Here is a 21998-nt window from a genome sequence, read left to right as displayed (position 1 = left end):
CCGGACCGGGTATTATTTTCTTCGTCGCCAGCCGCGCGAGGCAGTCGAAAGACGGTTCGAACGGTCGGCGTGAGTCATGCGCCGCTAGCTCAGTTGGTTAGAGCAGCTGACTCTTAATCAGCGGGTCCGGGGTTCGAGTCCCTGGCGGCGCACCTGTGATGACCTGGGGTTTTACCACCCCAGGTCATTTTTCATGTGGCCGTGCCGGACGCGACGCCTCCGCCTCCTCCGGGGTCAGCCTGCGGTAGGCCCGCTCCCCCGGCGGCCGCCACCACACGGGGTCGGCACACCGCACCCCTTCCCTCCGCAGGGCCGCCCGCTGGATCTTGTTGGTCGCCGTCACCGGCATCCGCTCCACCACCCGCACGAACCGGGGTGCCATCTTGGTCCCCAGATCGGCCTGGGCCAGCAGAAACTCGGCGAAGTCCAGCGGATCGAACCGCCCCGCGATCGTCGCCATCACCTGGTCCCCGGTCACCGGGTCCGGCACCCCGTACACGGCGACGGCCTCCGCCCCCTCGTACCGGGCCACGATGTTCTCGATCATCGCGGACGCCAGGTTCTCCCCGTCGACCCGGATCCGGTCGTCGGTGCGCCCCGCGAAGTACAGGTATCCCTCCCCGTCCCGGTAGAAGAGATCCCCGGTCCAGTACCACCCTCCCCCACTCTCGGCTTCGCTCGAGCGGGGGGACCCCCATCTGCGCCGCTCGGCCTCCGCCGCCGCGTTCCGCCAGTACCCCTCGAACGGGTTCGGCGCCCGGTTCACCAACTCCCCGATCGCCGCCTCCCCGTTCAGCAGCCTTCCCCCCGAGTCGAAGACGGCAGGCGGACACTCCTCCCCCGACTCCTGGTCGAGTACGACGAGCCCCGGCGCCGCCCGCCCCACGGCCCCGGCCGGCGTCCCCGGCGACCACTGGACCGCCGCCCCGCCCTCCGAGGACCCGTACCCCTCGACCAGCCGCACCCCGAACCGCTCCTCGAAGGCCGCCGCGTCCACGGCCCCGGCCTCCGTCCCGAACCCGAGCCGCAGCGGGTTGTCCCGGTCGTCGGGGCGCGGCTCGGTGGCGAGTATGTACTGCACCGCGCGGCCGACATAGGTGAAGTAGGTGGCCCGGTACCGCCGCACGTCGCAGAGGAACCCGGACGCCGAGAACCGCCGCCGCAGCGCCACTCCGGCGCCCGCCACCAGCGCGGGCGCCCAGTCGGCGATCACGGCGTTGCCGTGGAACATCGGCATGCAGACGTAGTGCACGTCGTCGGGGCGGACCCCGAACTGCCCGGCGAGCGAACGCCCGGCCGCCGCCAGCCTGCCCTGCGAGCAGAGGGCGGCCTTCGGAGCCCCGGTGGAACCGGAGGTGAAGTAGAGCAGGATCCGGTCCGCGGGGGTCGCCCTGGAGGCGTCGGGAAAGGCGCCGAGATACGGGGCGAGCAGCGCGCCGTACTCCGGTTCGTCGGTGACGAGGACGCGGACGCCGGGCAGTTCGAGCCCGGCGAGGAGCGGAAGCCGGGCCCGCTCGGTGACGAGCACCGGGCACTCGGTGTGCAGGATGTCCCGGGCGAGCTCGGCCCCCCGGCGCGTGGGATTCACCCCGGCCACAGCGGCTCCGGCGAGCGCGGCGGCACCCAACCAGAGCGGGAACTCAGGGGTGTTGTCGAGCAGGACCCCGATGTGGGGCACACCGCCGGGAGGCAGCAGGTCGGCGAAGAGCGCCGCCCTGGCCGCAGCACCACCGGCCACCTCGTGATGCGTCAGCACCTGCTCCTCGAACCACAGCCCGGGCCGGTGATCGCCCCACCGGGCGGCGACGGCTTCAGCGATCGTGCGCCTGTCGGAGTTCATGGGGCGGCAGCGTAATTGACGCACCGTCAGATGTGGAGCGCCCTGTCATGGCGCGACATCCAGCACCTCGCAACGCCGTAGGCGGGACCCCCAGGGGCGCTGGGGGTACCCCCGGCCGAAGGCTGGGGGAGGAACTGCGCGACCAGCCCCCACCGGCTCGCAGAGGCCCACGGCCTCACCGGCACTCACGGAGCAAAACTGTCCGCCTCCGAAAAGGCGAAGTGCACCCCGACGATGAAGGCCAGCGCAAACCCGATGAACACCACGAAGAACGCCACCGAGCACCCGGTCCCCACCGCCAGCTTCCCCTGCGCGGGCGGCTGCGACGTCGCCCCCTCGGGGTTCTCCGGCAGGTAGTACACGGTCACGAAGTCGCCCTCGACCACGGTCGACCGCCCGCTCGCCTCGTCGAAGCGGACGACCCGCCCCTCGGCCGTCGTGAACTCGTAGACATGGTGCAGCGTGGTCGTCACGGACGTGTCCCCGGCACCGCCGCTGGTCCTCGTGTACGACCGCAGACAGCGCGCCTCGGCGGTACGCCCGTGACGCCACGTCCGGCTGATCTGGCTCGACCGCTTCAGTGTCTTGTACAGCCCGAGGACACCGACGACGACGAAGATGCCGGGAAGGACGTAGAAGAACGCTTCCATCAGGCCCATGAGAGTCCCCCGTTTCCGAACACCGGTCCGACCGAGCGGTGTGTCGGGAACGTACCCCCATGACCTGCGGCGGGTCCTCAAGCAAAGCTCAGATCAGCTCGGTGTTACCCAGCCGTCGAACGACGCCGGTCAGAACGTGACGTCCGAGCAGGCGTAGAACGCGTTGCCCGTGTCGGCGATCGTCCAGACCGCCAGGATCACGTGGTGACCGCTCAGCCCCGACGGCAGGGTGCCGCTGTGACTGAGGGTGGCCGGCGGGCGCTGGCCGTTGTAGGGGACGGTGAGGAACGGGGTGGTGTTGAGGTCCGAACGGGCGAGGGCGTGGTTCTGGTTCCAGCCCTGCTTGGTGACGTAGTACTTGAAGTCGGTCGTGGCGTGCATCGCCGTGAACTGCCAGCGGAAGGTGTACGTCTGACCGCCCGTCACCTTCGTCGTCGGCCAGGCGCCGCCCGACGGGGTCTTCGGCGAGCTGAGCTGGGCGAACCTGCTCAGCCCGCCGTTGCAGAGCTGGCCGTCGGCGGGACCGGCCGCCGGGAAGCCCTTCGGGCCCTCGACGCTCTGCGGCTCGTACTGGATGTCGCCGCAGTTCGTCACCGTGCCGTTGGCACAGAGCTTCTGCCGGCTGACGGGGAGGTCGGTGTAGCCGTGCCCGCTGGCGCCGCCGGTGGAGAGTGCGAAGGCTCCGGCGGTCGCCACGCCGAGCACGACGGCCGACACCTTGGTCCGTTTACGCATGCTGCCGCTCCTGGAGAACGTGGGGGAGGTGCAGTGAGCCGTGCAGGTCTAGACCAAGTCCCAGATTATTGCCGCTTGTTGAACATGTCCATACCAAAAGAGGTGCCCGTCCCCGTCACGGCACGGACTCGGTACGCCCCGAGCAGAACGCCACCGTCAGGTCCCGCACCAGCACCTTGCGCTCGTAGTCGTCGAGCTCGACGAGTCCGCGCATGGTCAGCCGGGTCACCGTGTCCTCGACCGAGTCCACGACCGAGGTGAGCATGGTGGCCCGCTGCCGCGCGTCGAGCGCGGCGATCCGGCGGCGCTGCATGGCCGCCGCGACCTCCGGGGCGTACTCCACCCGGACCGGCTGGACGGAGAACACCTCCAGGCCGATGCCCGCCGCGTCCGCCGTGACCAGCCGGGTCAGCGCGTCGGTGGCCACCTCCACCGAACCCCGGGCGGTGCCCGGCGGTTCCACCGGCACCCGGGCCAGCGCGGCCTCCACGCACTCGCGCAGAAACGTCTCGTGGTCCTCGACGCCGAGCACCGCCCGCGCGGTGTCCCGCACCCGCCACACCACCAGGACGACGACCCGGAGCGCGACCCCGTTGCCGTCCGCCGCCGGCATCTCCTCGCTGCGCCAGTGCCGCAGCCGGACGTCGACCCGGCGGCGCAGCAGCAGCGGGTTGACCCAGAGCAGGCCGGTGCGCCGTACCGTCCCCCGGTAGCGGCCGAACAGGCCGAGCACCCAGGCCCGGCCGGTCGTCCCGCGCGCGAGCCCCGTGAAGCCGGCCAGGCCGAGCGCGCCGGCCCCCGCGTACGCCGCCCACTGCGCCGGGCCGAGCCCTGCGCCCCCGTACGCCGGCAGGAGCAGCGCGTGCGCCGCGAGCGGCGGCAGCGCCCCCGCCCACCACGAGGTGACGAGCCCCCCGGCCACTCCGCCGAGCCCGGCGCACACGCCGGCCGCGCCGGGCAGCACCCGGGCCGGACGCTCCACCAGGTCCGGGTCGACGGCGGCGGCCGGCCGGGGCTTGGCCGGGAACGGGCGGCGCAGCCGGGGCTGCTCGCCGGTGCCCTGCCGGCGGCCGACCACGGCGGGCCGCAGCGGTACCGACACCGGGTCGGGGTCGTCACGGAACAGCAGGTGGACAGGGATCTCGGTGGTGATCTCGTTCTGGATGAGCCGGGGGGTCGGACGGGTGGGCGGCCCGCCCTCCGGGGGTCCGTCCGAATCAGGGGTGTGTGCGGTGGTCGTACTCATGCCTGCCTCCAGCCTCCGCGCCAGATGCTTCAGGTGGTCCTCAGGGGGTCGGGGTCGTCACAGGAACAGGCGGCGCCAGGTCTCCGGCCCCGGGTAGCCGTCGGCCGCGCCGCCGCGCCAGCCCTGGGCGCGCTGGAACGCCTCGACGGCCCTGCGGTCCGCGTCGCCCCAGGCGGGATGCGGGCCGTCCGGGTAGAAACGGCCGTAGCCCTTCTTGACCAGCTGCCTGCCGAGCCGGGTGACGTAGTCGTTGGCGGCGCCCGGGCGGAAGAAGTTCTTGCCGGGGTAGCCCGCGACTCCGTGCGAGGCGGGCACGGACGGGGCCGCGGTGGCGGACTTGATGTTCCTGCCCCTTCCGGTGGCGAGGAGTTCCCAGGTGCGCGGCCCCGGCAGGCCGTCGGCGGCGGCGCCGGTCCAGCCCTGGGCCCGCTGGAAGGCCTGGGTGGCCCGCTGGTCGGACTGACCCCAGACCGGCCCCGGGCCCTTGGGGTAGTGGGCGCCTCGGGCGACCAGCAGCTGTCCGAGGAGGGTGACGTACTTGTTGTCGGCGCCGGGGCCGAAGTAGGCCGCCCCGGGGAACGGCACCGCGGTCTTCGCGGCCTGGGCGCCGGGCGTGGCCGGGTCGGCGATCAGGCCCTTGTAGCGGTAGGGGACGTACTTGGCGGAGTTGCTCCAGTAGGCGTAGGGGGTGGGCTGGCTGCGGGCGTGCGGGGGTGTCTGCTCGTACACCGTGTAGGAGGTGTGCGTGTAGTCCGTCCAGCCGCCGAAGATCACGACGTGGGAGCCCTTCTCGGGGTCGTCCGGGTTGTGGAAGAGCAGGATGTCGCCGGGCTGGAGCTCCTCCTTGGTGATCTTCGTGCCGAACTGGTCGAGGCTCCCGGTCCACTCGTTGCCGGTCAGCCCCCAGGCCATGGAGACATAGCCGGAGCAGTCCTGCCGGTACCCGTCCGTCCAGTAGAGGGACATGCTGTACGGCACCTTGGCGGTGACCCAGGTCTTGGCCCGGGTGATGATCTGCGTACGGGTGATGGGGGGCGTGGTGACCGGGCCTTTGTCGGGCTTGCCGTTCGGCCCGTGCAGGGGGGACTTGGTGCCCTGCGGGGTCTCGGGCTGGGGATCCAGGGGGGCGGCGGTCCGGTGCGGGGCGGGCGGGGTGGTGTGGGCGGCGGCCGTCGGGGCGGACGCGGCGAGGGCGGCGGACGCGGCGGCGGCCACGACCAGGACGCCTCGGGCGGCCGGGTGCCCGCCGAAGCGGCCGGGCAGCGGGGAGGGGCTCACCCGCCGCCAGTGGACGCAGCCGGGGCATTCGCAGCTGGCCGCGGGGTCGAATTCCTCGAAGACCGGGGCCGGCATGCGATTCCCCTCACACTTCATGTTGATATGTCCGGGTCTGTGCACGTTGATCAGTTTCCCAACTGACACCCCGGTGCGCATGCTGACGGTCCGAATGATGTACGGCAGAGGGCGGACGGGGGTCGCCCTGGTGGCCGATGGTCAGGAGCACGGTTTCCCGTCGGGTAGAGTTCTCGGTGTCAGCAGGCGCCGCTAGCTCAGTTGGTTAGAGCAGCTGACTCTTAATCAGCGGGTCCGGGGTTCGAGTCCCTGGCGGCGCACATGATCGAAGGCCCCCGGCCGCACCTCGTGCGGCCGGGGGCCTTCGCGCGTTCCGGCCCGGGTGACGAGAGGTCAGGCCCGGATGCCCCTCACGACGCTGCCGACGAGCCGGTCCGGCAGGTCGTCGGCCAGCGGCTCGCCGTAGCTCAGGACCCTGGCCCGAACCGGGCTGACCAGCAGTTCGAGCGCCAGGCGGGGGTCGGTGTCGGCCCGCGGCTCCCCTCGGTCGATGCCGCGCCGGATCAGGACTCGACGCGGGCGAGGCGCTCGCCCCAGTAGACCCGGCGCGCCTCGGAGCGCTCCGGGTCGTGGGGCAGCACGGCGATACGCAGCAGGGTGAGACCCCGGCTCGCGGACAGGGGCCTGCGCAGCACCTGGCGCAGGTCGCCCTCGACCGAGCCGGTGCCGGGCAGCACCAGGAACCGGCCGGCCCAGGCCCCCACGGCCGCCCGCCGCAGGTTCGCGCGAGTGCCGGCGAGTACGGCCTGCCGGGCCGGCAGTCCGCCGTACGCGTCGCCGCGCCGGCCGCCGAGTCCGCCTGCGGACAACCGGTACCAGCCATCCACAGAATCCCCACATGCTCCACAATGAACACCTATGACCGGTAAACACCGCGTTTCGCTCTTGCGATCATGATGAGCACCGTAGAACCCTGGTTGTCCAAAGTGCCGGTGTTTCGAGGCACTTGGGGGGTAGGTAGCCGGTTGCCAGATCTGCGGGGTTGAGGGGCCCCGTCATGAATCGGTGCCGAGGGGGGCATCATGCAACCGGACGGTCACGGTCCGTATCCATTTTCTGTGGGACGACTGTGCCCCGCCATTGACGCCCGGCAGGGTCGAGGGGGATCCGAGCGGGCTCCGGTACCGATGAAACACGCGCTGACCTGCGTGTGGGGGGATGACTCATGACATCGACGCCGCTGGGCGCCCGGCAGGAACAGGAATACGACCCGTCACAGACCGCACAGCTCCGGATACCCGCGCACCGCGCCACCGCGGGCGCCCTGGGCCGCATCAAGAAGACCCTTCCCAGATACGACTACGAGCACTACAGCAGGCTCGCGGGCCCCCTCACCCAGCCCGACCCGAGCAGGCCGTACACCGTGCAGTACCGCTCGCTGCTCTCCCAGGAACCGCACCGCGTCCGTGCCGCACTGATGCTGGGCGCGGCCCCGCTGCTCTCGCTGGTCCTGCTGACCTGGCTGCTGCAGCCCGAGCACTGGACCCAACGGGACTACCCGTCGTACGACTTCCTGCCGGCCCTCGACATCGTGATGCTGGTGTCGATCGGCCTGATCGAGTTCTTCCGCTGCATGAACGTGCTGTCCAACGCGCACGCCACCCTGGTCGCCCGCGACCCGGTCCCGGTGGTCCCGGAGACCGGCACCCGGGTCGCCTTCATCACCACGTTCGTGCCCGGCAAGGAACCCCTCGACATGGTCACCCGGACCCTGGAGGCGGCGGTCAGGCTGCGCCATCGCGGGCTGCTGCACGTCTGGCTGCTCGACGAGGGCGACGATGCGGAGGTGAAGGAGGTCTGCGCGCGCCTGGGCGTGCACCACTTCACCCGCAAGGGCGTCGAGAAGTGGAACCGGCCCAAGGGCCCGCACCGCGCCAGGACCAAGCACGGCAACTACAACGCCTGGCTGGCGGCGCACGGCGACGAGTACGACTTCTTCGCCTCCGTCGACACCGACCACGTCCCGCTCCCCAACTACCTGGAGCGGATGCTGGGTTACTTCCGCGACCCGGACGTCGGCTTCGTCATCGGCCCGCAGGTCTACGGCAACTACGACACGTTCGTCACCAAGGCCGCCGAGTCCCAGCAGTTCCTCTTCCACGCCCTGATCCAGCGCGCCGGCAACCGCTACGGCGCCCCCATGTTCGTCGGCACCTCCAACGTCGTACGGATCAGGGCGCTCCGGCAGATCGGCGGGCTGTACGACTCGATCACCGAGGACATGGCGACCGGCTTCGAGATCCACCGCGCCAAGAACCCGGCGACCGGCCGCAGGTGGCGCTCGGTCTACACCCCGGACGTACTCGCGGTCGGCGAGGGCCCGAGCTCCTGGACCGACTTCTTCACCCAGCAGCTGCGCTGGTCCCGGGGCACGTACGAGACGATCCTCAAGCAGTACTGGAAGGGCTTCTTCTCGCTGCCGCCCGGCAAGCTCTTCAACTACACCATGATGATCATCTTCTACCCGATGTCGGCCCTCAACTGGATCCTGGCGGCCCTGAGCTGCGCGCTGTTCCTGGGCCTGGGCGCCTCGGGCGTCAACATCGACCCGACCGTGTGGCTGATGCTCTACGGCAACGCCTCCGCGCTCCAGATCGGCCTCTACATCTGGAACCGCCGGCACAACGTCTCCCCGCACGAGCCGGAGGGCTCCGGCGGAGTCGCCGGCATGGTGATGTCGGCGCTCTCCGCGCCGATCTACGCCCGCTCGCTCATGGACGCCGTGCTGCGCCGCAAGAGCAGGTTCGTGGTCACCCCGAAGGGCGAGTCGGCCAGCCCGGACACCCTCTTCGGAACGTTCCGCATCCACTGGTTCTTCATCCTGGTCTTCGGCGGCTCGCTCGCCGCCGGCTTCCTCGGCGGCCACTCGCACCCGGCGATGCTCACCTGGGCGACGCTGGCGCTGCTGATCACGGCGGCCCCGATCTTCGCCTGGCAGTACACCCTGCGGAGGGAACGCGGGGCGGCCGGGCCGGTGGCCGAACCGGAGGACGCGGTGCCGGCGGGATACCTGCCCGCGGGACACGCGCCGCAGCAGCGGCCGACCTGGACGCCGCCCACCGGCACCCCCGTCGAACAGACCATGCGGATCGCGCTCCGCGGACCGGGGGGTCGCGGCGGACTGGGGGGTCGTGAGGAATGAACGACAGTGCCGGCCGTCGCCGGGCCCGTCGGCTCGCGATCAGTACCGTGGTCGTTCTCGCCCTGGCAGGGATGAACGGGCCGTGGCTGTACCGCTTCGGGACCGAGCGATACCACCAGTACAAGATCAACAGACCGGAGTACAAGGCCGAGAACGGCCACTGGGACATCATCGAGTTCCCGAAGGAGTACCGCCAGGACACCATCCACGCGGTGCTCCTGCACACCGGGAAGGTGCTGCTGGTCGCGGGCTCGGGCAACAACCAGGACAACTTCGACGCGAAGATCTACGACAGCCGGATCTGGGACCCGGTCAAGGGCACGGTCAAGAAGGTGCCCACCCCGGCCGACCTGTTCTGCACCGGCCACACCCAGCTCGCCAACGGCAACATCCTGATCGCGGGCGGCACCAAGCAGTACGAGAAGCTCAAGGGCGACGTCAAGAAGGCCGGCGGCGTCATGATCCTCTACAACGAGAACCCGGACAAACCGATGACCCTGCCCAAGGGCACCCGGTTCACCGGCAAGCAGAACGGCAAGACGTTCGTCTCCGACGACTCGGTGCTGATCCCGCGCGCGACCAAGGTCTTCGACAAGAAGACCGGCAAGTTCCTTCGCAACAACCCCGGTTACGCCCGGGTCGTCGTCGAGGCGCCCCAGCAGGGCACCAAGTACGAGACCGGCACCCAGGACAACTACAGCATCGGGGGACTGACCGGCGCCGACGCCCGCAACACCTACGGCATCGCCAACAAACTCGGCATGGACAAGCGGGACTTCGAGGGCATCAAGAACGCCTACGAATTCGATCCGGTCGCCGAGAAGTACATCAAGGTCGACCCGATGAACGAGGCACGCTGGTATCCGACCCTCACGACACTGTCCGACGGAAAGATCCTCAGCGTCTCCGGACTCGACGACATCGGGCAGTTGGTGCCCGGCAAGAACGAGGTCTTCGACCCGAAGACGAAGACGTGGACGTACACGAAGTACAAGCGCCAGTTCCCCACCTACCCCGCGCTGTTCCTCCTGCAGAACGGCAAGCTCTTCTACTCGGGTTCCAACGCCGGGTACGGGCCGGACGACGTCGGCCGGGACCCCGGCATCTGGGACGTCGGCACCAACCGGTTCACCAAGCTGTCCGGGCTCAGCGACCCGAACATGCTGGAGACGTCCGGGACGGTGCTGCTGCCTCCGGCGCAGGACGAGAAGTACCTGGTGGTCGGGGGCGGCGGGGTCGGCGAGTCCGCACTGTCGACGAACAGGACGCGGCTGATCGACCTGAAGGACCCCGACCCGAAGTTCGTGGACGGCCCTTCGCTGGAGAAGGGGACGCGGTACCCGCAGATCTCCGTCCTGCCCGACGACTCCGTGCTGGTGTCGGGCGGCTCCGAGGACTACCGGGGCCGCGGCGCCTCCGACATCAGACAGGCCCGGATCTACGACACCGCCAGTAACTCCTTCCGGAGGGTGGCCGACCCGCTGGTCGGCCGCGACTACCACTCCGGGTCGATCCTGCTGCCCGACGGCCGGGTGATGTTCTTCGGCTCCAACCCGCTCTTCGCGGACAAGGCGAACACCAGGCCGGGGGTCTTCGAGCAGCGGATCGAGATCTACACGCCGCCGTATCTGTACCGCGACTCCCGGCCGTCACTGAGCGGGGGCCCGCAGACCATCGCCCGCGGCGGGACGGGGACGTTCACGTCGCAGCATGCGGCGACCATCAGGAAGGTGCGGTTGATCCGGCCGAGTGCCACCACCCATGTGACGGACGTGGACCAGCGGAGCATCGCGCTGGACTTCAAGACGTCGGGGAACCGGATCACCGTGACGGTGCCGGAGAACCGGAATCTGGTGCCGTCGGGGTGGTACATGCTGTTCGTGGACGACGATCAGGGGACGCCGAGCAAAGCGCAGTGGGTGAAGGTGCCGTAGCGCTCCCGCGGGATGGGACCTCGGGGTGCGGGAGCGCTGTGGCTGGTCGCGCCCGCGGGGCGGAGCCGCACATCGGCTCCGCCCCGCGCCCCTAGGTTTGTGATCCCTGTGCCAGTTTCAAAGCGTAGGTCGGCCACCAATTGCCCGCCTGGGGACCGCCCTTGCACGTCCCGTCCGACTCCCCCGGGCGCTTGACCCACAGGTAGGCGTCCACCAGCGGGTCGGCTGTCTTCGTGGTGGGCGTTTCTCCCAGGGCCCGGCCGGGCGGGTTGCACCACCGCTCCTCCGGGTCGCCGCCCGTGTAGGGGCCGTTGCCGTTTCTGCTGGTGTCGATGACGAAGTGCTTGTTGCCGACCTTCTCCGACAGCTGCTTGCCGTAGGCGATGGAGTCCTGGGTGGAGTAGAAGTTGGAGACGTTGACCGCGAAGCCGTCGGCCTGGGAGACGCCCGCCTGCTGGAGGGACCGGTAGATCTGGTCGGGGTGGCCCCAGCCGGCGTTGCCCGCGTCCAGGTAGACCTTGGTGTTCTTCAGGGACTTGAGTTTCGTGATCGCGCCGCGCAGGAGGTCGTAGCGCTCCTCCGCGAACCGGGCCGGGGTGCAGCCGTCCACCAGGTGCAGGACCGCGTCCGGTTCCAGGACGATCGTGGCCGGGCGGTCCTGGATGCCGTTCGCGACCCCGTCGATCCACGCCCGGTACGCGTCGCCGTCGGCCGCGCCGCCCTGGCTGTACTGGCCGCAGTCGCGGTGCGGGATGTCGTAGAGGACCAGGAGCGCCGTGCGGTCGGACTTCTGGGCGGCCTCGGTGAAGCCGCGCGCCTCCTGCTCCGGGTTCTCCGGGCCGATCCACTCGCCGGTCGGCTGTGCCGCTATCTTGCGGATCTCCTCGGCGTCGCCGTCCTTGCCTGCCTTCGCGTAGGCCTTCACCTGGCGGGCCGCGTTGGAGTCCGGGTTCACCCAGAACGGGTCGGCGTCCTTGGGCTGTTGGGTGATCGCCGCCTGCGGACTCGCGGCCGGCCCGGCCCCGCCCGAGCCACCGCCCGAGGAGCAGCCGGCGAGCAGCAGCGCCGCCCCCAGTGCCCCGGCCCGGGCCGCCGAGCGGGCCCCCCTGCTGTCGTACATCCAATTCCCCCCTGGGTGCACTTGGCCAGAGCCCAATCGTGACATACCCACCGCACTCGCCACGAGATCGCCCAACTCTTGTCGGTCAGCTGTTACAGCCCCTGTTGACGGGCGAGTCGGCGGGCGAAGGGAGGCTTGGCGAGCGCGAACCTAGGCCCGGGGGCCCGTCGCCCCCTAGAGTCGCTTGCGGGCGGCCCGGACACCGGCCCGCCATCCCAGCCTCCCGCGCCTGACGCCGGGTTACTCCCGCAGCCCGAGCGCGCGTGGTCGAGGACCGGCCCGGTCGGCGGTCTCAGGGGAGCGGGCCGTCGACCGGGCGACAGGTGGACCCGACGCAGCAGCTCTATACGGAGGTTCCGGTGAGGTACGCCGAGACGACCACGTTCGCCGTGTAGCTGTGGGTGGTCCGGTCGAAGGTACCGCCGCAGGTGATCAGGCGGAGCTCGGCGCGGCCCGACTCCCGGGTGCCGTAGGCCTGTTGGGCGTCGAAGTGGTCGCGGGGCAGAACCCGCACGTCGTCGACGGTGAACTCGGCGACCGTGTTGTCGGCGCGGACCACGCGGATCGTCTCACCGGGACGCATCGTGCTGATCTTGTAGAAGACGGCGGGCCGGGTCTCGGTGTCGACGTGCCCGACCAGGACCGCGGTGCCGGCCGCGCCGGGGTCGGTGCCCGAGCCGTACCAGCCGACCACGCCGGGCTGGTCGAAGGGCGGCGGGTCGACCCCGCCGTCCTCGTCGAGGCCGCGGGCGACCACGGGGGCCTGCACGCCCAGCTCCGGTATGTCGACGCGCTCGGGCACGGCCGAGGTCAACGGCTTGGCGGCGGGCGGGAGTTCGGGGTTCGACGGGGGGCGGCCGACGGCGGCCACGTCACCCGTGGTGGGCCCCGTCACGCCGTCGGGTATCTCGGTCACCCCGCGGCCCCACAGCCACAGCCCGAGCAGCAGGATCGCCCAGGCCACCCCGGTCAGCAGCCGTCCGGTGCCGGGGGAGGGTTCGGTGTCGTCGGACATCGTGCTCCCGTCCTCAGCGCGAACCGCGGCGGCGGCGCGCGCTCAGCAGCCCGACGGCTGCCGCGGCGAAGGCGGCGAGGAGCAGGCCGGTGACCGCCTGCGCGATGTCGGGACCCGCCGAGCGGGCATCCACCGCGGCGAGCGGGGCGGCGCCCCCGCCGCCCGCGTGCACGGGCGCGAACGGCGCGGCGGGCAGCACGCCGGGCGCGTCCTGCTGGAACGACTGGGACGACGTCTGCGGTACGACGGTGACGCTGCCGGTGACGGCGGAGCCGGCGCAGGTGACCTGCACGGTGTAGGTGCCGGCGCCGGCCGTGGAGCGGACCTGGGCCTGGCCGGTCAGGTCGCCGTCGGTGCCGCCGAGGCGGGCGTCCGAGACGAAGGCCGTCGAGGCGGCGGTGCCGGTCGTACCGGAGCAGCCGCTCGCCCGCAGCGCCACCACGGAGCCGGCGGGCGCGGAAGCAGGGGTCACGGTGACGCCCTGGCCGTCCGCCGCACGGGCGGTCGCCGGGGCGAGACCGGCGGCGCAGGCCATGAGTCCGGTACAGAGAGTGAGGCGAATAGAGCCCATCGTGAACCTCCAGATATCTGGAGGCTCCCCCGCACCGGGCGCCCCCGCATCCTCGGGGGGCGCCTTGTTGCTCCGTACGGGTGGTGACAGGTTTGATGCCCGCAGGTCGGAGGCGGTTCAGATCCGGTCGACGAGGTCCGCGATCGAGTCCACGACCTCGGAGGGCCGGAAGGGGTAGCGGTCGACGTCGTCCGGCTGGGTGACGCCGGACAGCACCAGGAAGGTGCGCATCCCGGCCTCCAGGCCCGCGAGGACGTCGGTGTCCATGCGGTCGCCGATCATCGCGGAGGTCTCCGAGTGGGCGCCGATCGCATTGAGGCCGGCCCGCATCATCAGCGGGTTGGGCTTGCCGACGAAGTACGGCTTCTTGCCGGTCGCGGCGGTGATCAGCGCGGCGACCGAGCCGGTGGCGGGCAGGTCGCCCTCCACGGACGGGCCGACGTTGTCGGGGTTGGTGGCGATGAACCGGGCGCCGTCGTTGATCAGCCGCACGGCCTTGGTCAGCGCCTCGAAGGAGTAGGTGCGGGTCTCACCGAGGATGACGAAGTCGGGCTCGTGGTCGGTGAGGATGTACCCGATGTCGTGCAGGGCGGTGGTCAGCCCGGCCTCGCCGATGACGTAGGCGCTGCCGCCGGGCCGCTGGTCGTCCAGGAACTGGGCGGTGGCCAGCGCCGAGGTCCAGATGTTCTCCACCGGCACGTCGAGACCCATCCGGCGCAGCCGCGCGTGCAGGTCACGGGCGGTGTAGATGGAGTTGTTGGTGAGCACCAGGAAGGGCCGTCCGGACTCCCGCAGCTTCTTCAGGAAGGCGTCCGCTCCGGGGATCGGAACGCCCTCGTGGATGAGGACCCCGTCCATGTCGGTGAGCCACGACTCGATGGGCTTGCGCTCTGCCATGTGGTGCGTCTCCTGGCGTGCGGATGGCGTACGTGCGGTCATGCGTGAGCTGTCCTGCGTGAGCTGTCGTGCGTGAGCTGGGGCGCCGGAACCACGGCGTACCGACGCCCCCAGCCTAGACACACACCCGATCCCCGGGAACGCCCTGCTCACCAGCCGGTCAGCTGCCCGCCGCCGACCTCCACGCCTCCACGTACGACGCCTGGTTCTCCTCGATGTCCTGCCGGTCCGGCGTGAACACGTCGACACCGTCCATGAGCCCGGTCAGGGCGGCCGCGTCGGCGTCGGACGGCCCGAGCAGGGCCATCACCTCGCCGGGCCCGACGGTGAGGTCCGATCGGACAGGGGGCACCGCCGTCACCGTCACGTGGCAGCGGTCACCGCCGTCGGCGTGCCAGCAGGAACGCGCTGGCTCCTACGGCGAGCAGGGCGACGGAGGCCGTGAACAGGCCGTGGGCCAGGCCGAGGCCGGTGCGGGCCAGTTCACGGGCGCGCTCCCCGGCCTCCCAGGGGCCCTCGGCGCCCCAGGGGCCTCGGTGGTCCCAGGCTTCCCGGCGGCGGTCCCAGGCTCCCCCCGCCTCGTCGGTACGGGGCGGGGCGCTGCCGCCGGGGGAGGCGGCGGGGGTGGCTCCGGGGCTGGCCCCCGGGCTGCTGTCGGGGCTGTCAGGGCTGGTGGGGCTGGTGGGGCCGGTGGGGCTGGCCCCCGGGGGCGTCTGCGGGGCGGCCTGCGAGGAGCCGCTGGAAGGGACGGCGGGGGCGACGCTCGCGGACGGTGGCGGCGGCGGTGGTTCGCCGGCGATGCCGAAGCGGTAGTCGTTCGACTCCCCCACCCACTCGCCGTCCGACCCCCGCCGCTGCACGACGGCCGCGTTGACCGTGACCCCGTTCCGTACGGCGTCGGAGGTGACGGCGAGTCTCACCTTGACCGAGACGGTCGCCCCGGGCGCCACGGTGAACCCCGGGAAGCCGGTCCCGTCGAAGACGCCGACCAGCTCGGCCTCGTCGGTCTCCGTCAGCGGGACCGGGCGGGTGCGCGGGCCGTCGTAGAACTCGAGCTCGGTCTGGGACGGCTTGAGGGCCTTCTTGTCGTCGACGAGGACGACGACCGGGTGGACGTCGGTGCAGGCGCGGCCGGTGGTGTTGGTGAGGTCGAGGTACCAGGTGCCGAAACCGCCGCCGGGTTCGTAGGACGAGGGGCCGTCGTGGAGGCGGGTGGCGAGCGGGAAGCCCTGCTGGTCGGCGCCCGCGCAGGAGGCCTCGGCGACGGCGGGGGCGGCCGTCGCCTGCGGCGTGGGGGCGAGTACGGCGGCTGCGGCGGCCAGGCAGAGGGACAGGGGGGTGCTCAGTCGCATGCGCATGGACAGGTGACTCTGCCGGGCGGGAGCCGGAGCGGCCGGACGCCACTCCGCGGGAGGGGACGCACTCCGCCCGATCAGCCGTCAGCCGTCCCCGTTCGCCATCCGTCCCTCGTTCGCCCACACATGGCGCACCGCCTGGCCGAACGGCGGTCATCAGCCGTCCCCGTTGCCATCCGTCCCCCCGTTCGCCTTCCGTCCCCCGTTCGCCTTCCGCACACGGCGCACCGCGTGGCCGAACGGCGGTCAGCCGTCCGCGCGCCCGAACATCGGAGCGAGGAGCAGCTGGGCCGCGCCCTCCGCGACACCCCGGCCGCCGCCGGGAGCAAGGCGGACGGGGACGGCCGTACGCAGGCTCCCCTCCCGCCGGGTGTGTGCGTCGAGGACGGCGGCGACCCCTCGTACGAAGGGCTCCGGCGCGGCCGCGATCGTCCGGCCGCCGAGCAGCACGAGGTCGATGTCGAGCAGCCCGGCCAGGTTCGCGGCGCCGACGCCGAGGACCCGCGCCGCCTCGGCCACGTCGCCGCGGGCCACCGCCGCCAGGCACAGCGCCTCGATGCAGCCGCGGTTGCCGCAGTGGCAGGGCGGCCCGTCGAGCTGGACGACCTGGTGCCCGAACTCCCCGGCCCCGGTGCGCGCCCCCCGGTGCACGGTGTCGCCGATCACCAGGCCGGCGCCCAGCCCCGTACCGAGGAGCAGGCAGGCGAAGGAGCCGCCCTCGCCGCCGACGGCGAGTCCGAGGGCCGCCGCGTTGCTGTCCTTGTCCACGACGACCGGCACCCCGAGCCGCTCCGCGAGCGCGTCCCGCAGCGGGTAGCCGTCCCACTCGGGGAAGCCGGTGACGCGGTGCAGCACCCCGTGGATGTGGTCGAGCGGTCCGGGCGCCCCCACCCCGACCCCGAGCAGGGTGTCGCCGCCGCGCTCGGCCAGTTCCCCGGCCAGCTCCACGACCGCGCCGAGGACGGCCTCCGCCCCGGCCCCCAGGTCCACCGCCGCGTGCCGCTCCGCGACCACCGTGCCGTCGAGGTCGACGAGCACCGCCCGCAGTTCGTCCCGGTCCAGCTGGATCCCCACCGCGTGCCCGGCGTCCGGCACCAGCCGCAGTACGGTGGCCGGCTTGCCCCCGGTGGACGCGCGCCGCCCGGCCTCCGCGGCGAGGCCCTCCTCCCGCAGCCGGGCCGTGATCTTGCTGACCGCCTGCGGGGTGAGCCCGGTCCGCTCGGCCAGTTCGAGCCGGCTGATACCGCCCTCCCCCGCCGTGCGCAGCAGATCCAGCACCAGCGCGGTGTTGTGACTGCGCATGGCCGGCAGATTCGCCCCGGCCGCACCCGGTCGCCCGCCGGCCACACCCGGTCGCCCGCTCCTCGTCCTGTTCACGCCACTCATTCTCCCTCCCACTTGCACTTTGGCAACAGCGTTGCGAAAGTAGGACGCATGACTGCTGCTGCCACTCCCCTCCGCGTCGGCCTCGTCGGCTACGGCCTAGCCGGATCCGTCTTCCACGCCCCCCTGATCGCCGCCACCGAGGGCCTCGCCCTGGACACGGTGGTCACCTCGAACCCCGAGCGGCAGGCACAGGCGAAGGCCGAGTTCCCCGACGTCCGGACGGTCGCCACCCCCGACGAGCTGTTCGACCGGGCCGCCGAGCTCGACCTGGTCGTGATCGCGTCCCCGAACAGGACGCACGTCCCGCTGGCGACGACCGCCCTCAAGGCGGGCCTCCCGGTCGTGGTCGACAAGCCGGTCGCCGGCACCGCCGCCGAGGCGCGCGACCTGGCCGCCCTCGCCGAGGAGCGCGGTCTGCTGCTCTCGGTCTTCCAGAACCGCCGCTGGGACAACGACTTCCTGACGCTCCGCAAGCTGCTGGCGGACGGCGAGCTCGGCGACCCCTGGCGCTTCGAGTCCCGTTTCGAACGCTGGCGTCCGCAGCCCAAGGGCGGCTGGCGCGAGTCCGGCGACCCGGCAGAGATCGGAGGTCTCCTCTACGACCTCGGCAGCCACGTCGTCGACCAGGCCCTGGTCCTCTTCGGCCCCGTCACGGAGGTGTACGCCGAGTCGGTGATCCGCCGGACCGGCGCCGAGACGGACGACGACACCTTCATCGCCCTCACGCACGCCAACGGCGTCCGCTCCCACCTCTACGCCTCGGCGACGGCGGCCCAGCTCGGCCCGCGTTTCCGGGTGCTGGGCTCGAAGGCCGGGTACGTCAAGTACGGCCTGGACCCGCAGGAGGACGCCCTGCGCAAGGGCGAGCGCCCGGGCGCCGCGGACACCTGGGGCCACGAACCGGAGTCCCTCCACGGCCGTATCGGCGCCGGAGAGTCCCCGGTCACCGGCGGCGGCCGTACCGTCCGCACCCTCCCCGGCGACTACCCCGCGTACTACGCGGCCGTGGCCCAGGCCCTGCGGGGCGAGGGCCCCAATCCGGTGACCGCGCTGGAGGCGGCCGCCGCCCTGGACGTACTGGAAGCAGCCCGCCGCTCGGCGCGAGACAAGGTGACGGTGACCCTCTGATGCACCACCCGCAGCTCACCCCGAAGACCGCCCCCGAACTCACCCCGTCCGTGGAGGAGTTGGAGAGGCAGGAACGCCGCCTGGTGTTCCGGCAGTTCACGTACGACGACGCGTGGGCCCTCGGCTCCCTGCTGGTGGAGATGGCCCGGGAGCGCCAGGCCCCCGTCGCCATCGACATCCACCGCGCGGGCCAGCAGCTCTTCCACGCGGCCCTGCCCGGCTCGGCCCCCGACAACGACGCGTGGATCACCCGCAAGCGCCGCGTCGTCGAGCGCTACGGCTCGGCCTCCTACTTGGTCGGCGCCCGCTTCCGCGCCAAGGGCACGACCTTCGAGGAGTCCTCCCGCCTGGACCCGGACGAGTACGCGGCCCACGGCGGCTCCTTCCCGATCACCGTGGAGAATGCCGGCGTGATCGGCTCGGTGACGGTCTCCGGCCTGCCCCAACTTGACGACCACCGCTTCGTGGTGGAGGCGCTGGAGAACTTCCTGAAGGCGTAACGCCCCTTCAGGAGCGCCGTACGAGGGCGAGCACCTCGTCGCGCAGGGCGTCGACAGCCGCCGGGACGGGCGCCTCGACGTTCAGCCGCAGCAGGGGCTCGGTGTTCGACGGCCGCAGGTTGAACCAGCGGCCGTCGCTCAGGTCCACAGTCAGCCCGTCCAGCCGGTCGGTGGTGACCCCTTCCGCGCGGTAGGCGGCTTCGACCCGGTCGAGGGTGCCGGGCACGTCGGCGACCACGGAGTTGATCTCACCGGAGGCCGCGTAGCGGGAGTAGCCGGCGGCGAGCTCGGACAGCGGGCGGTCCTGCTCGCCGAGGGCGGCCAGCACGTGCAGGGCGGTGAGCATCCCGGTGTCGGCACGCCAGAAGTCCCGGAAGTAGTAGTGGCCGGAGTGCTCGCCGCCGAAGACCGCGTCGTGCTCGGCCATCGCGGCCTTCATGAACGAGTGGCCGACCCGGGAGCGGACCGGGGTGCCGCCGAGCTCACGGATGATCTCGACGGCGGCCGCGGAGGTGATCACGTTGTGCACGACGGCCGAGCCGGGGTGACGGGCCAGCTCGCGGGCGGCGACCAGGCCGACGACGGCCGAGGGGGACACCGCCTCGCCGCGCTCGTCGACGAAGAAGCACCGGTCGGCGTCGCCGTCGAAGGCGAGGCCGATGTCGGCGCCGACGGCACGGACCCGGGCCTGCAGGTCGACGAGGTTCTTCGGGTCCAGGGGATTGGCCTCGTGGTGGGGGAAGCTGCCGTCGAGTTCGAAGTACAGGGCGTCGACATCGACGGGCAGGCCGTCTAGGACGGCCGGGACGGTGTGGCCGGCCATGCCGTTGCCGGCGTCCACGACCGCGGTCAGGCGGCGGTTGCCCTTGAGGGGGACGAGGGCGTTGAGGTGGGCGGCGTAGTCGCCGAGCAGGTTCCGGGAGGTGGTGGTGCCGGGGCGGGCCGCGGGCGCCGGAATGTCGCCGTCCTCCAGCCAGGACCGGATCCGCCCCAGCCCGGAGCTCTCGCCGATGGGCGCCGCTCCGGCACGGCACAGCTTGATGCCGTTGTCCTTGGCCGGGTTGTGGCTGGCGGTGATCATCGCACCGGGCAGGTCGAGGCTGCCGGAGGCGTAGTACAGGTAGTCGGTCGAGCCGAGCCCGGCGTCGACGACGTCCGCCCCCGCCGTGTTCGCGCCCGCGGCGAACGCGGCGGCCAGCTCCGGGCTGCTGTCGCGCATGTCGCGGGCGACCACGATCCGCGGTGCGCCGGTGAGCCGGACGAAGAGGGCGCCGGTCCTGCGGGCGAGGTCGGAGTTCAGCTGTGCGGGGACCTCGCCACGGATGTCGTAGGCCTTGACCAGGTGGGAGTAGTCGGGCACGGGAAAGCCTTTCGTTGTCGTGGCGGTCCGGGACGGTCCGTCGGGCGGCTAGGCGGTGACCGTCCGGACCCAGCCGAACCCCGTGATCTCCTTCGTCGCCGTCTTCAGGTCCTTGGCGTTGTCCACGCCGCGCCAGTACCCGTTGATTCGGTACGCCGACAGCCGGTCCTCCCGCGCCAGCTCGGGGAACGTGGTGTCCTCGTGGTCGCCCAGGTCCGGCAGGAGCGCGGTGACCTCCGGCTCGAACAGATACACCCCCGCGTTGATCCAGTGCGGCAGCACCGGTGCCTCGGTGAAGCTCGTCACCCGGTCGGAGTGGGTCATCTCCACGATCCCGTACGGCGACTTGAGCGGCGTCACCGCCAGCGTGGCGAGCGCGTTCCGCTCGACGTGGGCCCGCGCCAGGTCGCGCAGCGAGAAGCGGGTGAGGATGTCGCCGTTGAGGCCGGCCCACCGCTCCGCGGGGAACGGGAGGTGGGTGGCGGCGTACTTCAGGCCGCCGCCACGGCCGAGCGGCTCGTCCTCGACGACGACCCGTACGTGCAGCGGAAGCCGGTTGGCGGCCACGTAGTCGCGCAGCACGTCGGCCTTGTAGCCGCAGGAGATGACCACCTCCTCGATGCCCTCGGCTGCCAGCCAGTGCGCCTGGTGCTCGAAGATGGGCCGTCCGGCCACCTCCACCAGGGCCTTGGGGATGTGGTCGGTGTAGGGGCGCAGCCTGCTGGCCTGTCCCCCGGCGAGGATGACGGCCTGTCGGACATGCGCTCCGCCCCAGCCGGTGATGGCGAGAGCCGTGTCATGGGTCATGGTCATGGGTGGGGTCCCTCCTAGGACGGGATGTTCAGACGCCTGGCAGCGGGTCGATCGGCCGGTCGGACACGGCGAACGCCGCGAAGTCGGCGTACTGGGAACGCGGCGTCGCCCATGTCGGGTCGCTGCCGCCGAAAAAGGTCGAGAAGAGCACTCCGTCGATGCCGAGCCGATCGGTGGTACGGAATTCCAGCCCGCCCCGGCTCAGCACCTGCCGCCCGTCGACGTGGACGGTCACGTTTCCGTCGAAGTGGCCCGGCCTGTTGAGGCGTACGGCCTGTTCGACGCAGACCCAGCGGCCGAGCGGCCAGTCCCAGGAGCCACGACCGAGCGAGGTGCCGTGGGCGACCGACGTCGGCAGATAGGCGTAGACCTCGGCGGCGCCGTGTGTGCGCCACATGTAGCGGGTGGACAGCCCGTTCGCCCCGTCGGGGATGCGACGGCCGCTCGTCACGGTCCCGCCGTACAGGCCGGGCAGCTTTCCCCCCTTGACGAAGTCGAAGTACTTCGGGAACCGCACGTAGTAACGAAGGTGGAGGAGGTCCACGGGGCCCTCCGCCAGTTTCAGGTAGAGCTGGGCTCCGCCCTCGGGCAGACCGTACTGTCGCGCCACGGTCGGGCTGGCCGAGCGTGCCGGGTAGTGGACCCGCAGCAACCGGCCCAGCACGGGGTGGTGTCCCGGCAGCAGCCCGGCGCGGGAGAGGCCGAACGAGCCGGCCTGGCGTGCCGTGAGCCGGGGGCCGAAGAACCCGGCCACGGCGGACGGGTCCGCGCTCAGCGGGGTGGCCGGGCCGGTGGAGCGGCCGGGGGATCCGGACGTGCCGCCCCCCGGGCCGCCGAAGGAGCAGGCGGCGACCCCCGTACCGATCACGGTGGCCCCCAAGGCCGTGATGAACTGCCGTCTGCGCACTGCCGCCGCTCCCGTCTGCCGGTGTGCCGAACCGTCG

Annotated in this window: 21 protein-coding genes and 2 tRNA genes; 6 read left to right on the top strand and 17 right to left on the bottom strand. The window is 71.8% G+C overall.

Going from position 1 to position 21998, the window contains the following annotated elements; translation table 11 throughout:
- Positions 1–78 precede the first annotated feature (78 nt).
- Positions 79–152 (top strand) — tRNA-Lys (locus tag ACFY0P_RS15480).
- Between the two features lie 32 nt (positions 153–184).
- On the opposite strand, the gene ACFY0P_RS15475 is transcribed toward ACFY0P_RS15480, so the two are convergent.
- The 5 genes from ACFY0P_RS15475 to ACFY0P_RS15455 form a co-directional block, all read right to left on the bottom strand.
- A complete protein-coding gene (locus ACFY0P_RS15475) occupies positions 185–1840 on the bottom strand; it encodes a long-chain-fatty-acid--CoA ligase (protein WP_388912081.1) in 1656 nt (551 codons plus the stop codon).
- A 185-nt stretch (positions 1841–2025) separates the two neighbouring features.
- Positions 2026–2499: a DUF3592 domain-containing protein gene (locus ACFY0P_RS15470; protein WP_388912078.1), complete on the bottom strand. Its 474-nt coding sequence runs from the start codon at positions 2497–2499 to the stop codon at positions 2026–2028.
- A gap of 129 nt (positions 2500–2628) precedes the next feature.
- The gene (locus ACFY0P_RS15465; protein ID WP_388912075.1) at positions 2629–3234 is read right to left on the bottom strand and encodes a lytic polysaccharide monooxygenase; all 606 of its coding nucleotides are present in this window, start codon (positions 3232–3234) and stop codon (positions 2629–2631) included.
- 115 nt (positions 3235–3349) lie between these two features.
- Positions 3350–4480, bottom strand: coding sequence for an SPFH domain-containing protein (locus ACFY0P_RS15460; RefSeq protein ID WP_388912072.1), 1131 nt, complete (start codon positions 4478–4480; stop codon positions 3350–3352).
- 57 nt (positions 4481–4537) lie between these two features.
- Complete coding sequence (locus tag ACFY0P_RS15455) at positions 4538–5833, bottom strand: peptidoglycan-binding protein (RefSeq protein WP_388912069.1); 1296 nt, start codon at positions 5831–5833, stop codon at positions 4538–4540.
- 186 nt (positions 5834–6019) lie between these two features.
- Between ACFY0P_RS15455 and ACFY0P_RS15450 the strand changes: the two genes are divergently transcribed.
- Positions 6020–6093 (top strand) — tRNA-Lys (locus tag ACFY0P_RS15450).
- A gap of 73 nt (positions 6094–6166) precedes the next feature.
- On the opposite strand, the gene ACFY0P_RS15445 is transcribed toward ACFY0P_RS15450, so the two are convergent.
- Positions 6167–6325: a TetR/AcrR family transcriptional regulator C-terminal ligand-binding domain-containing protein gene (locus ACFY0P_RS15445; RefSeq protein ID WP_388912811.1), complete on the bottom strand. Its 159-nt coding sequence runs from the start codon at positions 6323–6325 to the stop codon at positions 6167–6169.
- A gap of 11 nt (positions 6326–6336) precedes the next feature.
- On the bottom strand, positions 6337–6660 hold the full coding sequence (locus ACFY0P_RS15440; protein WP_388912842.1) for a hypothetical protein: 324 nt from the start codon (positions 6658–6660) through the stop codon (positions 6337–6339).
- Between the two features lie 338 nt (positions 6661–6998).
- Here ACFY0P_RS15440 and ACFY0P_RS15435 point away from each other — a divergent pair, with 338 nt between their 5' ends.
- Positions 6999–8975 carry a glycosyltransferase family 2 protein gene (locus ACFY0P_RS15435; RefSeq protein WP_388912066.1) on the top strand — a complete coding sequence of 659 codons (1977 nt, stop codon included), beginning with the start codon at positions 6999–7001 and terminating at the stop codon, positions 8973–8975.
- A complete protein-coding gene (locus ACFY0P_RS15430; RefSeq protein WP_388912063.1) occupies positions 8972–10909 on the top strand; it encodes a galactose oxidase-like domain-containing protein in 1938 nt (645 codons plus the stop codon). The genes ACFY0P_RS15435 and ACFY0P_RS15430 overlap by 4 nt, the downstream gene beginning before the upstream one ends.
- Positions 10910–11000: 91 nt before the next feature.
- On the opposite strand, the gene ACFY0P_RS15425 is transcribed toward ACFY0P_RS15430, so the two are convergent.
- The 7 genes from ACFY0P_RS15425 to ACFY0P_RS15395 form a co-directional block, all read right to left on the bottom strand.
- The gene (locus tag ACFY0P_RS15425; RefSeq protein ID WP_388912060.1) at positions 11001–12029 is read right to left on the bottom strand and encodes a glycoside hydrolase family 6 protein; all 1029 of its coding nucleotides are present in this window, start codon (positions 12027–12029) and stop codon (positions 11001–11003) included.
- A 343-nt stretch (positions 12030–12372) separates the two neighbouring features.
- The gene (locus ACFY0P_RS15420; RefSeq protein WP_388912057.1) at positions 12373–13044 is read right to left on the bottom strand and encodes a class F sortase; all 672 of its coding nucleotides are present in this window, start codon (positions 13042–13044) and stop codon (positions 12373–12375) included.
- A 13-nt stretch (positions 13045–13057) separates the two neighbouring features.
- Complete coding sequence (locus tag ACFY0P_RS15415; RefSeq protein WP_388912054.1) at positions 13058–13615, bottom strand: hypothetical protein; 558 nt, start codon at positions 13613–13615, stop codon at positions 13058–13060.
- Between the two features lie 117 nt (positions 13616–13732).
- Positions 13733–14512: an HAD-IIA family hydrolase gene (locus ACFY0P_RS15410; protein WP_294011505.1), complete on the bottom strand. Its 780-nt coding sequence runs from the start codon at positions 14510–14512 to the stop codon at positions 13733–13735.
- Between the two features lie 160 nt (positions 14513–14672).
- Entirely contained in the window at positions 14673–14864 is a 192-nt protein-coding gene (locus ACFY0P_RS15405) for a hypothetical protein (protein WP_388912049.1), read from the bottom strand.
- A 25-nt stretch (positions 14865–14889) separates the two neighbouring features.
- Complete coding sequence (locus tag ACFY0P_RS15400; RefSeq protein WP_388912046.1) at positions 14890–15870, bottom strand: hypothetical protein; 981 nt, start codon at positions 15868–15870, stop codon at positions 14890–14892.
- A 243-nt stretch (positions 15871–16113) separates the two neighbouring features.
- Positions 16114–17253, bottom strand: a complete 1140-nt coding sequence (locus tag ACFY0P_RS15395) for an ROK family protein (protein ID WP_388912043.1) — start codon at positions 17251–17253, stop codon at positions 16114–16116.
- 48 nt (positions 17254–17301) lie between these two features.
- On the opposite strand from ACFY0P_RS15395, the gene ACFY0P_RS15390 reads away from it, so the two are divergent.
- Positions 17302–18381, top strand: a complete 1080-nt coding sequence (locus ACFY0P_RS15390) for a Gfo/Idh/MocA family oxidoreductase (protein WP_388912039.1) — start codon at positions 17302–17304, stop codon at positions 18379–18381.
- Positions 18381–18881 (top strand): heme-degrading domain-containing protein, encoded by a 501-nt coding sequence (locus ACFY0P_RS15385; protein ID WP_388912036.1) that lies wholly within the window; start codon positions 18381–18383, stop codon positions 18879–18881. Before ACFY0P_RS15390 ends, ACFY0P_RS15385 begins: the two co-directional genes overlap by 1 nt.
- A gap of 7 nt (positions 18882–18888) precedes the next feature.
- Here the strand turns inward: ACFY0P_RS15385 and ACFY0P_RS15380 are convergent, their stop codons facing one another.
- The 3 genes from ACFY0P_RS15380 to ACFY0P_RS15370 are packed head-to-tail and all read right to left on the bottom strand — an operon-like array spanning position 18889 to position 21961.
- Positions 18889–20241, bottom strand: a complete 1353-nt coding sequence (locus ACFY0P_RS15380; protein WP_388912033.1) for a phosphomannomutase/phosphoglucomutase — start codon at positions 20239–20241, stop codon at positions 18889–18891.
- A 48-nt stretch (positions 20242–20289) separates the two neighbouring features.
- Complete coding sequence (locus tag ACFY0P_RS15375; RefSeq protein WP_388912030.1) at positions 20290–21054, bottom strand: NDP-sugar synthase; 765 nt, start codon at positions 21052–21054, stop codon at positions 20290–20292.
- A 28-nt stretch (positions 21055–21082) separates the two neighbouring features.
- The gene (locus tag ACFY0P_RS15370) at positions 21083–21961 is read right to left on the bottom strand and encodes a polysaccharide lyase (RefSeq protein ID WP_388912028.1); all 879 of its coding nucleotides are present in this window, start codon (positions 21959–21961) and stop codon (positions 21083–21085) included.
- Positions 21962–21998: the final 37 nt, after the last annotated feature.

The sequence above is a fragment of the Streptomyces sp. NPDC001714 genome (assembly GCF_042892755.1).
Taxonomy (GTDB): domain Bacteria; phylum Actinomycetota; class Actinomycetes; order Streptomycetales; family Streptomycetaceae; genus Streptomyces.
This window is presented reverse-complemented; position numbering and strand designations above follow the sequence as displayed.